At 38.2% G+C, this 15,419-nt stretch carries 13 protein-coding genes and 1 tRNA gene; 2 read left to right on the top strand and 12 right to left on the bottom strand.

Annotation, left to right across the window (positions count from 1 at the left end):
• Nucleotides 1-283: 283 nt before the first annotated feature.
• Nucleotides 284-703 (bottom strand): CoA-binding protein, encoded by a 420-nt coding sequence (locus tag I8748_RS10605; RefSeq protein ID WP_198124541.1) that lies wholly within the window; start codon nucleotides 701-703, stop codon nucleotides 284-286.
• 160 nt (nucleotides 704-863) lie between these two features.
• Here I8748_RS10605 and I8748_RS10600 point away from each other — a divergent pair, with 160 nt between their 5' ends.
• Nucleotides 864-1,526 carry a class I SAM-dependent methyltransferase gene (locus tag I8748_RS10600; RefSeq protein WP_198124540.1) on the top strand — a complete coding sequence of 221 codons (663 nt, stop codon included), beginning with the start codon at nucleotides 864-866 and terminating at the stop codon, nucleotides 1,524-1,526.
• Between the two features lie 105 nt (nucleotides 1,527-1,631).
• Here the strand turns inward: I8748_RS10600 and trhO are convergent, their stop codons facing one another.
• A complete protein-coding gene (gene trhO, locus I8748_RS10595; RefSeq protein ID WP_198124539.1) occupies nucleotides 1,632-2,549 on the bottom strand; it encodes an oxygen-dependent tRNA uridine(34) hydroxylase TrhO in 918 nt (305 codons plus the stop codon).
• A 72-nt stretch (nucleotides 2,550-2,621) separates the two neighbouring features.
• Between trhO and I8748_RS10590 the strand changes: the two genes are divergently transcribed.
• A tRNA-Ala gene (locus I8748_RS10590) sits at nucleotides 2,622-2,694 on the top strand.
• Between the two features lie 422 nt (nucleotides 2,695-3,116).
• Here the strand turns inward: I8748_RS10590 and I8748_RS10585 are convergent.
• From I8748_RS10585 to I8748_RS10540, 10 genes are all read right to left on the bottom strand, one after another.
• The gene (locus I8748_RS10585) at nucleotides 3,117-3,527 is read right to left on the bottom strand and encodes a hypothetical protein (protein ID WP_198124568.1); all 411 of its coding nucleotides are present in this window, start codon (nucleotides 3,525-3,527) and stop codon (nucleotides 3,117-3,119) included.
• A 136-nt stretch (nucleotides 3,528-3,663) separates the two neighbouring features.
• Nucleotides 3,664-4,074 carry a hypothetical protein gene (locus I8748_RS10580; RefSeq protein ID WP_198124538.1) on the bottom strand — a complete coding sequence of 137 codons (411 nt, stop codon included), beginning with the start codon at nucleotides 4,072-4,074 and terminating at the stop codon, nucleotides 3,664-3,666.
• A gap of 99 nt (nucleotides 4,075-4,173) precedes the next feature.
• A complete protein-coding gene (locus tag I8748_RS10575; protein WP_198124537.1) occupies nucleotides 4,174-5,850 on the bottom strand; it encodes a GUN4 domain-containing protein in 1,677 nt (558 codons plus the stop codon).
• A gap of 30 nt (nucleotides 5,851-5,880) precedes the next feature.
• Complete coding sequence (locus I8748_RS10570; protein ID WP_198124536.1) at nucleotides 5,881-8,118, bottom strand: ABC transporter ATP-binding protein/permease; 2,238 nt, start codon at nucleotides 8,116-8,118, stop codon at nucleotides 5,881-5,883.
• A 316-nt stretch (nucleotides 8,119-8,434) separates the two neighbouring features.
• Nucleotides 8,435-8,842, bottom strand: coding sequence for a hypothetical protein (locus I8748_RS10565; protein ID WP_198124535.1), 408 nt, complete (start codon nucleotides 8,840-8,842; stop codon nucleotides 8,435-8,437).
• A 180-nt stretch (nucleotides 8,843-9,022) separates the two neighbouring features.
• The gene (locus I8748_RS10560; protein ID WP_198124534.1) at nucleotides 9,023-11,056 is read right to left on the bottom strand and encodes a patatin-like phospholipase family protein; all 2,034 of its coding nucleotides are present in this window, start codon (nucleotides 11,054-11,056) and stop codon (nucleotides 9,023-9,025) included.
• 230 nt (nucleotides 11,057-11,286) lie between these two features.
• Complete coding sequence (locus tag I8748_RS10555) at nucleotides 11,287-12,450, bottom strand: cupin domain-containing protein (protein WP_198124533.1); 1,164 nt, start codon at nucleotides 12,448-12,450, stop codon at nucleotides 11,287-11,289.
• A 148-nt stretch (nucleotides 12,451-12,598) separates the two neighbouring features.
• Nucleotides 12,599-13,576, bottom strand: coding sequence for an MvdD family ATP-grasp ribosomal peptide maturase (locus I8748_RS10550; RefSeq protein ID WP_198124532.1), 978 nt, complete (start codon nucleotides 13,574-13,576; stop codon nucleotides 12,599-12,601).
• Nucleotides 13,577-13,720: 144 nt separating this feature from the next.
• Nucleotides 13,721-14,719 carry an MvdC family ATP-grasp ribosomal peptide maturase gene (locus tag I8748_RS10545; RefSeq protein WP_198124531.1) on the bottom strand — a complete coding sequence of 333 codons (999 nt, stop codon included), beginning with the start codon at nucleotides 14,717-14,719 and terminating at the stop codon, nucleotides 13,721-13,723.
• A 523-nt stretch (nucleotides 14,720-15,242) separates the two neighbouring features.
• Entirely contained in the window at nucleotides 15,243-15,392 is a 150-nt protein-coding gene (locus tag I8748_RS10540; protein ID WP_198124530.1) for a microviridin/marinostatin family tricyclic proteinase inhibitor, read from the bottom strand.
• Nucleotides 15,393-15,419 lie beyond the last annotated feature (27 nt).

Below are 15,419 nucleotides of genomic sequence, written 5' to 3'. Positions count from 1 at the left end.
GAAAAACAAGTACACAACTCTCTTGTGATGAAGGATTTCTCCTGTTCATCTACTGTTAAGTAAACTATTTATTTTGCTAGAGTTTATCACTCTGGAGATGGAAAGAAATTTGTAATGTACTCAGTCTTAAGGGGTAGAGTCAATTAATAATATTTCCGACTGATTAAAGTAGTTTGATTATTGTTGAAAGCTGGAAGCTAAAAGACAAACCCCCACTAAAACCGTCTTTTGCTTGTTTTTATCGCTGGTGACCACCTGATTGTCAACCAAAGGGAGACTCTGTTTAACTTACTTTTAACCGCAAATACTCAATTTTGATACAGGCATCCATTACTACGTTTAATCCTGCATTGAGGACTTTTTGTGCTGATGAAGAATCAGAAATACCTAATTGTGCCCACACCGTTTTAGCATTGATAGCGATCGCTTCAGTGATAATTTCCGGTAGGTACTCCGAACGGCGAAAGATATTGACAATATCTACTGGTTGTGCAATATCCCCAAGAGAAGCATAGCAGGGTTGACCGTCAATTTCTGAAACTAATGGGTTAACAGGAAAAACTGTGTAGCCGACACTGCGTAAAAATTGGGCAATTTGATAGCTGGTGCGATGGCGTTTATCAGAATGACCGACAACAGCGATGGTTTTGGCTTGGGTCAATACTTGACGTAGGGCGTTATCATCTTCTTTGAGATTTGGCATTTTTTAAATATTTTGATCAATGGGTTTACTGATGACTATAGTTTGTTCTGATCAGGCGATCGCTGATTTGGTGATGTCGTTTAATAAATATTCAGTCCATTTCATGGGTAATGAGTATAATTACTAACTGTTTAAATCAAAGCATATTTAGAACTGTTATATGACAACTCAAACACTAGGACTCGAACCAATTTTATACAACTATTTAGTCTCTGTTTCTTTACGAGAACCAGAAATATTAACTCAATTGAGGCAGGAAACAGCCCAGTATCCCATAGGTAGAATGCAGATTGCTCCTGAACAGGGACAGCTGATGGCATTGCTGGTGCAATTAATGGGAGCAAAGAAAACTTTAGATATAGGGGTATTTACGGGGTATAGTTCCTTGGTGGTGGCATTGGCATTACCCACCACAGGCAAGGTAGTAGCTTGTGATATCAGTGAGGAGTTTACAGCGATCGCTCGTCGTTATTGGCAGCAAGCAGGGGTGGCGGATAAAATTGACCTGCACATTGCCCCAGCACTGGAGACTTTAGATCGATTGCTAGCAGCAGGTGAAGCAGAAAGTTTTGATTTCGCCTTCATTGATGCCGACAAAAGCAACTATGAGAATTATTATGAGCGATCGCTGCAACTAGTGCGTTCGGGGGGACTAATTGCGATCGATAATGTCCTCTGGTCAGGCAGAGTTGCAGATCCCCAAGTACAGGACAATAGAACTAAAAAGATTCGCGCATTTAATCAAAAGCTACATCAAGACCAGCGAATCAGTCTCAGCTTGATACCGATTGCAGATGGTTTAACTCTGGCGCTGAAGAATTGAACAGGGCATTGGGCATTAGGCATTGGGAATTGGGAATTGTATTCTACTATTAGTCATCACATCTGGCCCATTACCCATCACCCATCACCCATTACCCATCACCCATCACCCATTATCCATTCCCCATTCCCCATTCCCTTTTAATTGATATTGTCGCCATTTTTCCTGCTGACGTACTCTTTTTTCCTCAGTGAGGCTATCAAAGCAGTAGGCACAGGAAATGCCTTCCTCATACTTAGGAGATGCCTTATCTTCATCAGAAATCGGACGCCCACAACAGAAACATAACTCATGAGTTCCTTCCGCCAACCCATGACGCACGGCTACCCGTTCATCAAAGACAAAACACTCCCCTTCCCATAAACTCTCTTCGGTTGGGACTTCCTCCAAATACTTGAGAATGCCACCTTTGAGGTGATAAACTTCAGTAAAGCCTTGGGCAAGCATGAAAGATGAAGCTTTTTCACAGCGAATGCCGCCAGTGCAGAACAGGGCAACTTTTTTATGTTTGTTTGGGTCAAGGTTGTGGCGGACATATTCCGGGAATTCCCGAAATGTTTCAGTTTGAGGATTTTGTGCGCCTTTAAAAGTACCGATATTGACCTCATAATCATTGCGGGTATCAATAACTGTCACCTCCGGGTCAGAAATCAGGTCATTCCATTCCAGAGGGCTAACATATGTACCAACCTGCTGATTTGGGTCAACTTCAAGCAACCCCAGAGTCACAATTTCTCGCTTCAACCGCACCTTCATGCGCTCAAAGGGTGGAGTGTTAGTGTATGACTCTTTGTGTTCTATGTCTTGCAAACGGGGGTCAGAACGCAGAAACGAAAGAACTGAATCAATTGCTTGACGCGAACCTGCGATCGTACCGTTAATACCTTCTGCCGCTAGCAGAATAGTCCCTTTGACACCTTGCGCTAAGCAGTAAGACAACAAGGGGTCTTGTTTCTCGGCAAAGTCTGGTAGCCTGACAAATTTATATAGTGTTGCAACAACTTGGGTATTTTCTTGCTTCATTTCTTTGGCAACGGCACAATATTCGGTTACAATAACTAGGAAAGCTAAAATTACACAGCTTTTTAATTTTACGGGGGTTTAGCTCAGTTGGTAGAGCGCCTGCTTTGCAAGCAGGATGTCAGCGGTTCGAGTCCGCTAACCTCCATTTTACAAGGGACTAAAATCTGAACTCTACCCTACCAAAGCTATGCTTTGTTTCCCCTCCCCCCGTTGATTTAGTGCTATTTATTCCAAAAACCTTGATGCAAAGACCATAGAATAGCAATCCTAAATCATTTGTGAGAAATTTAGAAATCATATCATGTCCGCTTGATTACTTATTAAACCGTAAGAACCCCACCTCACCAAAGCTACGCTTTGTTTCCCTGCCCCTAATCCCCAGAGGGGGCCCCGAGTTCCCCGTTCACGGGGAGGGGTTAGGGGTGGGGTGCAATGACTGTGGGAATCATAACTAATTAACCGGACTTGATATCACTGTGCAAAGAGAATTTCCTACTACGGCATTAATTCTACAAATCGGGTCAGGCAATAAAAGAACTAGTAAAAATAACTAAATATTTATGCAAGTTAACTACTTTTTAAGGCTACAATTGATTTTTCGGCATCCATGATGACAAATTTCTCACTATCAATTTCAATGATTTTATAATTTTCTATCACCAATAAAGAAATGAAGCTCGCCATAATATCAGCAATCGAAACCTTAAACAATACCGATAGTTGTAAATTGAGAAGCGATTTTGGCAGAGTTTTAACAATTAAACACAATTTTTGCTCATTTACATGCCATACACCAGTAAATTTATTGCCTGTTATAAATTCTTTAGGTTTAGCTAAAAAGAATGTTTGAATTCTGGTTTGTTCATAAGTCATGTCTTCCTTAAATTGCAGAAAAACTTTTTCCCAATCTGTATCATAACGCCATTTACCAATCAGTAAAGTCTCTATTTCTCTATCAGAAAGGCTATTAGTATTCATCATTTCAAACCAGGGTAAAGGGTACTAAATACAATTGTGTGGTAACAAATTTGATATGTTATGTACTGATTCATCTATGTTAGTTAACGGATAGCGATCGCAGAATCTATTTCCCAAGTTTATGAGTTTTCAAAAATTATTTTATCTTTGTACCAATAAACAATTCATTATTATACTTGATGGAAAATTCATAATTATTAATTTTCCTAATTTCATATTTTTCATTTAATAAAGAAGAACCAACACTAACTACCTTGTTGAGAATATCATTTTTAGATAATTTCGGTAAATCTAAATTGAAAATAAATTTAGGGATAGACTTAACCATCAAACACAATGTTCTTTCATCTACATGCCATACCCCAGTAAATTTATTACCTGTTATCAACTCTCTAGGTTTAGATAAAATGAATGTTTGTATCCTGGTTTGTTCATAGGTCATATCATCTTTAAATTCAATATAAATTTTTTCCCAATCTGTATTAAAACGCCATTTACCGCAAAGTAAATTTTCTAGTTCTTTGTCAGAAAGACTAATATTACTCATATTAATTTTGTGACTCTTAGTTAATTAGTACTTTCAAAACAGCGTTTACAATTAACTTGCGTGATATTTTTTCCTGTGATTAAGAAATTTACTATTAACTCATGGGCAAGTTACGTTACAAATTTTTACACGAGAGAAAAATAAGTGCATCTGCCAAATTAACCAAGAACCTACGCGCCACGCACCCATTGAAAGGGGTTCCGCAGATGAATTTGGGGATGAGTCAAACGCCTCTTGATCATAGTGTAACCATTTAGCCGGGAGGTGTCCTATAGGTGTCGTGGAGGATAATTTGAAAGTTAGTTGGTCATAGTCTAACCAATTTCCTTCTTTTCGCCAACCAAGGCGATCGCCAAGTCTCTTTTCTGTTTCATAATCTACTTGACCACCTATTTCATTCCAAATGCTTTGCTGAACACTAAAGCCGAAATAACCATGACTGTATTGTTTCCAAAGTTGATCAATGGTCTGAAGATGTTTACAAGAAAAGTTTTGAATATCTTCTTTATAAACTTCATTCCAATAACTTTTACCGATAACTTGTAGCATTAATTTAGTAGTTTCCATATCAGCTTCTTTCCATTTGTGCTGTGCAAGGAGATTTTGCAGGTGAGTATAATCAATATTTTTACTACTTTTAAATTCTTCTGTGGCTGTAATCTTGTCATTAGTCAGTTGCGCTTCTGTTACTTCTGTTGCAACAACAGAAATACTAGAGCTAAATTTTTTTTCTACTACACCCAGGACTTTCCTTTGATCAACAAATTGTTTGTAAATATAATTAGATATTAATTCAGTCGCATTTTCTAGAGCTATTTCATCCTCAAAATTTAAATTTTGGACTTGTTGATTTAGTAACTGAGATTGGAATAGAGCATCGTTTAATCTTTCTTTCTTCTCATAACTTGCTACTATAGAATTAATAATATTGGTAGAAATATCCTCCGCTGCTTCTAATCTTAATAAATTTGATTCGCCCATCAAGAAATTATTTGCTAAGCTTTTAATTTCTCCTACAGTTGCATAAAAATTTTCATCTACTTTTACTACTTCATCTATTAAAGATTGAAAGGGACTGAAGTAATCTTGTAAATAATTTTCAAAATTAATTGCTGTCTCAGCTATTTTTGCTATTTCTTGACGGACTTTTGTAGCTTTTATTTGGTATTCATAAAACTCTTGATATACCTCTAATTCTTTAACTATTTTTTGAATAGTTTGTTTTTGATTTTTGGTATCTTCTGCTAAATTTTTAATTCCATTACTGAGCAATTCCACTTTTTCTAACATTAAAAAGTTAGTATTACTCAGCAGTAAAATTGATTTAAGATTTTCTTTCTTTTCTCGCTTTAATTTATCTAGAATTTGATAATTATTCTGATTTTTAATTTCTAATTTATTTCTTTCCTCATTCAATTTTTTGATTTCAAGATATTTTTGTGTAAATAAACTTTTCCAGTCGTCTGTAAATTTCAACAAAAAATCTTGATAACTGTCTTTATAATTTTCCAGAAAATCAATTACATGAGTATAATCTCTCATTAATAATTGGATTTCTTGAAAAATTTCAGCCTGACTAATTTCTTTTTTTCGCTTAATTAAGCCCCAAAAATCATTACGATATCGAACACCATCCTTAATAAATATTTGACAATCTCTAATTTTTTTTTGAATCTTTTTTAATTTTGTATTTTTTATAATGGGTAATCGATAAGTTTTTTCATAAATCGTAATAGATTCATAACTAATTAATCTTCTTTGCTTTATAGTGAGCATTACACTGATTCTAAAAAGTATGAATAGCCGCTAATCTCTGATCCATTTCAACACCTTTGGATCTTTATTATAACGGTAGGTCAAACCATCTTTAGCAGTGATGGACTTGCCTTGGCTGGCCCTACTTCTAATGGTGGTGATAGAGTAGCCTGTTAACGCCTGCATTTCTTTATGAGAAAGTCCTGTAATTGTGTCTATTGTTGCTGAGATTTTGGGTTTGCTTTGTGATTCCTTCTCAGAGTAAGTGTCTATTGTTGTTAATATTTCTGGTTGAGTTTCTGATTTATCCTTAGAGGAAGTGTCTATTGTTGCTGAAATTTTTGTTTGAGTTTCTAATTCACTCTCAGAAGAAATATCTATTATTGCTGAAATTTTTGGTTGGCTTTGGGATTCATTCTCAGGAGAAGCATTGATTGTTACTGAGACTTTTGGTTGAGTTGGGGATTCATTCTGAGAAGAAGTATCTTTTGTAATTTGAGTTGTTTCGGGGGAATTAATCATAATTGCTTTTTCCCGCCGATAATCCTCCACGGTAATCAGTCGCCAACTGGAGTCTTGTAAAAGTTCCAAAACCCATTGATGATAATTAAACAAACTCTCCCGATGTCCAACACTGATAAAAGTTGTTTTTGTTTCTTGCAACTGTTGATATAAATTACCTTCGTTTTTCAAATCCAAAGCACTGGTTGCTTCATCTAATATGGTGAAACTAGGACGTGTAATTAACAGTCGCGCAAAAGCAAGACGTTGCTGTTCGCCTAACGACAATATATTTTCCCAAGGAACTTCTGTATCAAAGCCTTCTACGCGGGTAAGCAAGTTTTGCAGGTTAACTTGTCGCAGAACTTCTTCGAGTTCTCGATCGCTCATTTTCCGAGTTGTATGAGGATAGAGTAGCTGTTCGCGCAAAGTTCCCAAAATTATATAGGGGCGTTGGGGCAAAAACAGCATATCTTCTAGGGGAGGTCGCACCAAACGACCAGTCCCAGCATTCCATAAACCTGCGATCGCTCTCAACAAAGAACTCTTACCCCGACCACTAGGCCCAACAATCAGTAACCCTTCTCCTCGTTCAATAGACAGCGATAAGTCTTCAACGATCACCTGCTCATAATTTGGCGTTTGTAAGGTGACATTTTCAAAAGCAATACGCCTATCTTCTATAACTTTAATAGTATTTACATTCTCTGGTTGTTTGCTAACAGCTTCTAACGCATCCGTAAACTCTGCTAATCGCTCAACGTAACTAGAAAATCGTCCTGAAGCTCCAAATTCACCTATTATTTGTCCGAGAGCATTGGAAAACATAAAGCAAGCTAAACTAGCTTGACTAATTTCTCCATAATCAATTTTATCTTGAATAAATAAAGGTGTGAGGATGAACATGGAAAATACAGCAATAGCAGACTGATATGCTCTATTGAAAATCTCCTGACCTCTTTCCCAGTTCAGTCTGCGTTCAGCAGCGTTCATCACATTATTAAATCTGCGCTGAACTATAATTGATTCTTGGTCTTCGCCTTGAAAAAAAGCTATGGATTCAGAGTGATCCCGAACATGAGTAACGCTGTAATTGAAACTCGCTTTAAACTCCAGTTCCTCTCGATTAATTTTATTCAACTGTTGAGTTAAATAAATAGCAATTAAGTTACCTGCAATCGTATAAATAATCAGATAAATTGTAATTTCTGGAGAAATGTCCCATAGAACGAATAAAAAAGTGATTATTTCCAGCAGTTTTTCGTAGAAAGTAGTTGAAAATCTCAATGCAATGCTGGTAATGGGTTCTATTTCTTGAGTTAGGCGTTGGTCTGGGTTATTCAGATCAGATTTAAAAGTGATTCTATAATAAGCACGATTGCTCAAATATTTTTCTAAAATATAATTACTTAGCCATTTGTACCAATCAAGAGCGATTTTTTTTGCCAGATATCTATAAAATCCTACCGATAACACTGTCAGTACAATAGCAAGGCTGGAAATCCATAACGTATCAATATACTTAGAAAGGTCTCTCTCTTCAATAATGATATCCAGCACATAGCGGTTCCAGTAGCTACCTAGGGCATTTAAGCCCACAGCCCCGGTTATTAATAATATTAGGAGAATTAGCATTCCCCATGAGCGAATGACATCTGAAAATGCTCTTCCCCCTGCTTTTGTTGGATACCAGTAAGGTTGAGCTACCACTCTAAAATCTTCCCAAAACTGAGTAAAAGCAAAGAAAGAATTCGTTGTGGTTTGATCACGAACAACTTGAGTTTGCATATGCCGAAAATATCATGGTTCAAATATAGTGATTTTCATGACGCTGAAATTCACTATAAATAAAATGATGGCCTTTGAGGGTTAAATCAGACTCAGAGGCCATTTATTACCCTACCGCAATTTGGTGCGATCGCTTAATTTTTTACATTCTTTGTAGAATATTACCAAATTTAAGTAGGTAGGCAGGAATAAACCAAATTATGCTGCAAAACGTAAATATGGCTAAAACCCTTACTACAGACAACTGACGACTGACAACTGACAACTGACAACCCTCACTAATTACCTTTATTCACACCGACCTACTTAACTGCAATTATTCCTCCTCAACGATTTCAATTGTCTTTGGAGGCGCAACATTTTCAGTTTCAACAGTACCTGTGGCTACTGGGCTAAGTTCATTTTTGAGTTTGAGTTTGAGTTCATCTGTGATAGGTAAATCTTTAATTTCTTTAAGCAGGAATCTCACAGATTCGGTTTTGCTACGTTCTAAATAGACAGCCTTGAGAATAGCTTCAATTCCATATCCCGCTATCAGATCTCCTACAGAGGCTAAAAGACCAAGCAAACCTAAACCACCTAAAAAGCCGAACGGCCCTCCCAACCCTGTGAGGACGCCTATAAGGGCGGGAGTACTAGTCACGCCCCCAGCAGCAGAGGTTAAAATCACAAGAATTATACCAGGAAGACCTAGACCGGCTATTTTTTTTACGATTTCATCCATTAGAGTTACCTACAATCCTTACATTCATGGTTAAAACATTACTCAGGGTAGAAGAATCTATTCACCCTTGTCTGATATTTATGTCTTGATTGCTGACACTTGTTGTTCTTTATGAGTGTTATTGTTAATTTTGATCACAATATTTTCATTGTTTGACACACTCATTAAGAATAATAAGATTTAGCTGCACAAAATGCTACACAATTCATCAATTTGTTGACTTCTTTCTGTAATCAACCGATTCGCTATTGCTTGGAGCTTACGAATATTTTCCGGCTTTGTATTGTCGATTTCTTCCAGTTCACTTGTGAGGAATGTCTGAAACCGATAATAAGAATTTTGATTACCTTTATGTTCAAACAACCGTTCTAATTCCCCGGCTATTACCTCACTACCACCATCAAACACGATATTTAAAAGTGGTCTAGCCCATTGCAACAGCCCCCAATTTTTCACTTCTTTATAAGGGTAGTTAGTAGTCAGAGAACCCGTACCTAGAGAAACTACCAATATATCCTCAGTATTGAAGAATTGATTGTTTTCTTGCCTACTAATTTGTGCTTCTACAATAGCTAAATTTGCTGGATTATTAGCTACCAATCCGCCATCGACTAAAGTATAGTAGCCGTTGGGATTATGAGAAGTAGAAACCCGATGCGGAGCAAAATAAGTCGGAGTAGCACTCGTTGCCAATGCCGCATCTGTCACCGTAAAAGCTGAACACAACTTACGAAACCTTTTAGATTCTATCTCTTGTTTTTCAACTTTGTTTGTAAAGAATACAGGAATTCGCAACTCAATATCATAGCTAGTTACGAAAACTTCTTTGAGGTTATTTTCTAGAGGACTGTCTCCAAAATATTTCTTTAAAATTTCCTCTCTTCCCTCAGAAGAATATTTTGGCTGGATAAATATATCTTCTATTTGACCGAGTATTTTTTCAAAGAATGGTTCGTAAAATATCTCAGCCCCGTATTCAAGATATATTTGTAGGAGATCCTCAGCACTGTATTCAGCAACTGACAAATTTTCAGATAGTTCTGAAGTTAATCGGGGTTTGGTTAATCCGAGTGCAAGAATTCCTCCGGTTGAAGTACCAGTAATTAAATCGAACAAACTAAAAATTGGTTTTTTTGTCCGCTTTTCAATTTCTGCTAAGAGGATTGCTGGAATAATACCTCGAATACCGCCTCCATCAATGGCAAGTATTTTATATTTGGACTGGGGTGTTGTATTCATGGTAGCTTTCGATTGCTCCTGAGTTAATATTTTTGGTTGTTCTTGCTGTTGAACATTGATTGAAACTTCGCTTTTGGTTTCTTGACTCTCTGGTTGGAGAATTAAAGGAGTATTAATTGAAACTTCACTTTGGCTAGTTTCATCTGTTTGGGTTTCTTCACTCTCTGGCTGGAAAACTAGAAGGGTTTGGATACTATCAGATTCTTCACTATCTGTGTTTGTCTGCGTTGTTTCCTTCGCGGTTTCAAGTTGTATCTCGCCTTCATTCGATAATTGTGTCGCAAATGGAATCTGTGCTATTTCCCAACTAGGATTACCACGCAAATTTCCATTATGAACACTTCCAGCCTGGTTGCGGACAGTTGTTCCTTGTCCTTCATCTAATTTCCAGTAAGCTACTAATCCTTCTTCATTACCGACTATCAACCCACAACGATGCGTCTGAATTTGTTCTTGAGTACAAGGATAATTCCAGACGCTAATGTGAGCTAATTGTCCAGTGAAATATATGCGATTGTGTAAAGTTGCGCCCAGAGTCAAAGAACTAGTTGCTTTATTTAAAGAAGAACCTCTAAAAGACCCTGTATATTTATGTTCATCAAGATATATAGTTAGTTGACCTTGATTAAAAATAATGGCGAAGAAATGCCATTGTCCGAGAGTTAATTCTCCATTGCCAAAGGTTCTAACAAATTTTTCAACAGTCTCATCAATAAATAGATCTAAATTCCCGTCTTCACTAATACCGAACTCAAAATTATCACTGTATCGGTCTGAAGAACGGGCAAAAAAGACATTGCGCGTTCCATAGGTAGTAGCTTTATTTGTTAGTTGATGAGGATTTACCCACCCTGAAACCGTAAAAGCTGAACTACCCTGTGCAAAAACACCACCAAGATCATTTCTGCCAAAATCTATATAATCATCCTGACCATCAAATGTCAGAACGGATTGGGTATGTACCTGGTTTGTCACAACATTTCCAGCTCCAAACAAGAGTAAAAAATTATAATAATTTGTAATTAGTAGTTCTTAGTTTATAATTCATAATTTTTTAATTTTAAAAAAGTCAAATTCAACTCACTTTATAGATTGACAACGATAAATAAAAATAACTAACTGATTAAAAACAAACATGATTAGGTTACAAGACGTAAATATATCTGAAACCCTTACTACTGACAACTGACAACCTACTAAAAACTTTAGACAGTAGTTAATACTCCCTCTTGGATTAAGCGACGTACTAAGGTTAACTTGCTATTATCAACAAGACCTGGTATTTCTTTGATAGCAAACTCTTCAGAATCCAAAATGAAGCGAATCGCTCGCTCTGATCTGTTTGACTCCATCACGGTGTTCCCTGCAAATTGAATCCCCACTTGACCGATTGTTTTAATAAAGCGATATATGCCTTCTCTTTTTTTAACAGTTGTATCTAGAGTCAATTTATCAACATTTTCTAGCTGATAAAACTGTCCATCAGCTAATGGAGAAATTTCTCCTATAAAACGTTGGGTAATTTCTTCAACTGCAACCTCAACTTCTGATTTGTCTGCCAGGATTTGTAAGAGTTCTTGGAATTGCTCTTTTAAAGATACCTTGGCTTCGCCGTGCTGCATAAAACCTATCGGTAGTGACTCTCGAAAACGAACATCTTTTTGAGCTATTAAATTAACGGCACTATTTATTAAGTCAAACCATTTATAGGTATGGATACCAACTGTCAAATGCATAGAAAAAGAGTCAGAAGTATATACTTCATGAATATAGCCACGAGGTATATATAATAAATCGCCAGCATTCAGGGTAAATTCTGCTACAGGAGATGTCAGTTGATTCTTGAACTTTTCCTGATATTTTAGATCAGAAATTAGAGGCAAAGTTATAGGAGAATCATAAATACGCCAGTTCTTTGAGCCTTCAACCTGCAAAATAAAAACTTCATGTGTATCAAAATGTGCCTGAAAACCCTGCGAATTTTTGGGCGACATATACAGATTGATACCCACAGGATGATTGAAAAAAACTTGTAATTTTGTGCGTAAAGCTGCTATGGGTTGCGAATGCTCGTGAATTCTCCCAATTCTCAGAGTATAACCCTGAGAGTAGGCTTTGTATAACTGCTTAAAATCAACAACTCCATCACGAATCAAATAAGAGTTTTCCTTGATCAGATCAACATCCGAAAGGTTAGAACCATGAGAGAGGATAATCGAGTCAATATCTTTCAATGAAAGAAGATGAGAATAGTAATCCGGCTCAGTTCTGGAAATAAGACAATGGCGTTTTTCCCAATATTCACTAAAAAAAGTTTTGGCGTCTATCGGATTAAGTATTCTTTCAAAATCAAACTCAGACTTTGACATTAGTTACTTCCTCCAAAAAGAAGATGAGGAGGCAGTGCGGTCTTGGGGTTTCCCCAAGTGGAGCAACTGCCGTGGGGATGAGGGGGATGAGGGGGATTTTGCTTTCCTAATCTTCGCCTGCTCCCTCATCAATTGTTTCCCCTATGCCCTATTTTTGAGTAAGTAGAATTTCTGCGATCGCCTGCGAAATCGGGTAGTGTGGTGAATATACCTCCGTCCAGAAAAATTCGCCAACTGGGTTAACCTCAAGGAATACATGGCGACCATCGGGAGTGACAATAATATCAATAGCCCCATAGTTCAAGCCAAAATGCTCCATCAGTTTGAGCAGCTTTTTCTCAACATCTTCTGGCAAGGTGTAGGGTTGCCAATTCTTAACTAAGGCTCTACCTTCTTTACGCCAATCGTAAGTAGAACCCTCCAAACTTTGAGAATCTACTGCGGCAGTAAATAGCTGGTGTCCGACAATAGTCGTCCGTAACTCCAGCGCCTTTGGCACGTTTTCCTGAAACGTCATCGGACAAAAACGCAGTCCTTCGAGATTCTCCAAATCATCATCTGTAATTGGAGTCGTAAACACAACGAACTCTTCCCCGCGATCGCCAAAAATAGCAAAGGAAGAAAGCATTTTTGTGATTATACCTTGGTCTTTACACTCCAAAGCAAATTGCTTAACTGCTTCTGGATTGTTTGTAGTTAAAGTGCGTGGAGTAAGCAGTCCTACTTCTCGTGCAACTTGCAACTGTAGTTGTTTATTATTAGCCCGATCCACATTGATCATTTTGTCGAAGTGGAATCCTTTCAGGCTGGCAATCATACCCCTAACAGTGGCGCGACATTCATTAATTGATGCTTCTCTATACTGCTTGTCCATTGATTCGGGGATTTTTAGCCCGTAGCGCATCCGGCGATACCAAACAGAGGTAACTTCACTCAAATCGATCTGCTGTTCGCCATCAGTAATAATTACCCGTTCAGTATCACCGGAGTAAATATCCAGCTTGACTTCCGTGGGATATCTATCTGTGTCAAAACGAAATGCTTTTTCGCCTCTAGCCTCAATTGCTTCCATTACTAGAGGAATACTTTCGTTGTCTTTGCTAAAAGTAACTATTAATACTGTCATTTGATTTTAGATTTTGGATTTTAGATTTTGGATTTAGGATTAACACCAGCCCCAAAAGGGGAAAGTCAAAAGTCAAAATTATTAAACCCCCTCATCTCCCTCATCCCCCTCATCCCCCTCATCTCCCTCACCTGCAACTCGCTACTAGCCTTCATCCCTTTTTTCAAGTAGCGCATCTGCGATCGCACTAGCGATCGGCAAGTCTAAATCTCTCTCGATCATTCCCCACTCTCCTGCGGGATTATTTTCCAAAAACACATATTCTCCTGATGGTGTCAGAATGAAATCCAACGAGCCAAACAACAGCCCAAATTTACCCATAAAAGCTTGCAGACGACGCACTACTTCATCAGGAAGCTCATGGTGTAGCCATGCGCCAACATCAACACCAGGTTTACGCCAATCAGCTTTAGATGCTGCATAAATACCAGCATCTAGCGCCCCCACAAATACTTTGCCATTCACATACACCACGCGCAATTCTAAATGCTTAGGAATTTGCTCTTGAAAAACCATCGGACAATAGCGCAAAGACTCAGCATCTTGTAAGTCTTCTTCTTTCACCGCGCTGGTGTAAAGAAACGACGACGAGGCGGTAGGTTGCATACTGTGGGAAAGATGAGTTAATAATTTGCTCACCATTTTCCCCTTGACTTGCTGGAAAAACTCCCGTGCTGCTTCAGCTTTGTTAGTGACAAGCGTCTTGGGAATCGTCAAACCGACTTCAGACGCAACCCGCAACTGACGCAGTTTATCTTGTGCAGCATCTACGCGATCTATATGATCCACCCAACGAGCATCTTTGAGGCTATCCCAAAAACCATTTAAAGTCGCTCGTGATTCTCTAACACAAGCTTGTTGGAACTGTGGAGCCAATTCTGCACCCAGTTTTGGCTCCCAAATGCGCCGCAACCATACAGCCTGCACCTGCTCTGTGCTGATAGAGTGGCTGCCATATTCTATGGTGTGATAGCTTTTGGAATTGTCAAATTGTGCTGTTAATTGCACTTCCAGGGGAAACAAATCAGTATCGAGGCGGAACGGTTGCGCCCCTCTTTTTGATATGGCTTCCGTTACTCTATCTATTGTGAAGAAATCACCACTATGAGTGATTAATAATACAACATCACGCGACAGGTGCATAATAAATTTTCTTTAAAAAAATTACAGCAGATTGCAAATTGATCAACTACACCCCACCCTAACCCTCCCCTTATCAAGGAGAGGGAACCGAATCTCTAATTTCCCCCCTTTACAAGGGGGGATTAAGGGGGGTAAATCCCACTTGTGTGTACACCGTAGTTTTGTAGGGTGCGTTATGGACGATAGTCCATAACGCACCGCAAATCTCTGGCGATACTGAACTCTAATCAGCCCAAATTTTATTTTGTTATGTGTGTTATGCCTCTGGCTAACGCAAATAACAGACTATTTGATAGACAAATGCACTTTAAATTTAAGCTCAAGCAAATTTAAAAAGTTCATTACTCATGACAGCCATCAGTCATCAGTCATCAGCCATCAAAACTTTACTCTTCTAGCAAAGCATGATAAGCTAAAGCACACATATATGAATCACTTATGTACTCCTTCGCTTGAGCAGACGCTAGCCGACCGATGACCGATAACAGTAATCAGTCATCAGTTATCAGCAAACAAAACTGATTTAGCGTTCTTCCCAATCTGAAGGCCACTTTAGAGTCCAGATTGGGATAGGCGTTGGTTCTTCTTCTGATGGCTTTGGTGGTTCTTCTTCTACCAAGAAGCGAGCGAAGAATGGCACTGCTTGGATATCCAATGCTGCGCTTGTAGACATAAGATTTGCTCTCGAATTTGGTTGTTA

This window comes from Amazonocrinis nigriterrae CENA67, from assembly GCF_016056305.1.
Lineage (GTDB): Bacteria > Cyanobacteriota > Cyanobacteriia > Cyanobacteriales > Nostocaceae > Amazonocrinis > Amazonocrinis nigriterrae.
The sequence above is the reverse complement of the archived record's forward strand: the minus strand, read 5'-3'. Positions and strand labels throughout refer to the sequence as shown.

What these genes read in the sequence shown, in the direction of transcription:
- I8748_RS10605 (WP_198124541.1), bottom strand. Translation starts at nt 703, where the DNA reads ATGCCAAATCTCAAAGAAGATGATAACGCCCTACGTCAAGTATTGACC.
- I8748_RS10600 (WP_198124540.1), top strand. Translation starts at nt 864, where the DNA reads ATGACAACTCAAACACTAGGACTCGAACCAATTTTATACAACTATTTA.
- trhO (WP_198124539.1), bottom strand. Translation starts at nt 2,549, where the DNA reads ATGAAGCAAGAAAATACCCAAGTTGTTGCAACACTATATAAATTTGTC.
- I8748_RS10585 (WP_198124568.1), bottom strand. Translation starts at nt 3,527, where the DNA reads ATGAATACTAATAGCCTTTCTGATAGAGAAATAGAGACTTTACTGATT.
- I8748_RS10580 (WP_198124538.1), bottom strand. Translation starts at nt 4,074, where the DNA reads ATGAGTAATATTAGTCTTTCTGACAAAGAACTAGAAAATTTACTTTGC.
- I8748_RS10575 (WP_198124537.1), bottom strand. Translation starts at nt 5,850, where the DNA reads ATGCTCACTATAAAGCAAAGAAGATTAATTAGTTATGAATCTATTACG.
- I8748_RS10570 (WP_198124536.1), bottom strand. Translation starts at nt 8,118, where the DNA reads ATGCAAACTCAAGTTGTTCGTGATCAAACCACAACGAATTCTTTCTTT.
- I8748_RS10565 (WP_198124535.1), bottom strand. Translation starts at nt 8,842, where the DNA reads ATGGATGAAATCGTAAAAAAAATAGCCGGTCTAGGTCTTCCTGGTATA.
- I8748_RS10555 (WP_198124533.1), bottom strand. Translation starts at nt 12,450, where the DNA reads ATGTCAAAGTCTGAGTTTGATTTTGAAAGAATACTTAATCCGATAGAC.
- I8748_RS10550 (WP_198124532.1), bottom strand. Translation starts at nt 13,576, where the DNA reads ATGACAGTATTAATAGTTACTTTTAGCAAAGACAACGAAAGTATTCCT.
- I8748_RS10545 (WP_198124531.1), bottom strand. Translation starts at nt 14,719, where the DNA reads ATGCACCTGTCGCGTGATGTTGTATTATTAATCACTCATAGTGGTGAT.
- I8748_RS10540 (WP_198124530.1), bottom strand. Translation starts at nt 15,392, where the DNA reads ATGTCTACAAGCGCAGCATTGGATATCCAAGCAGTGCCATTCTTCGCT.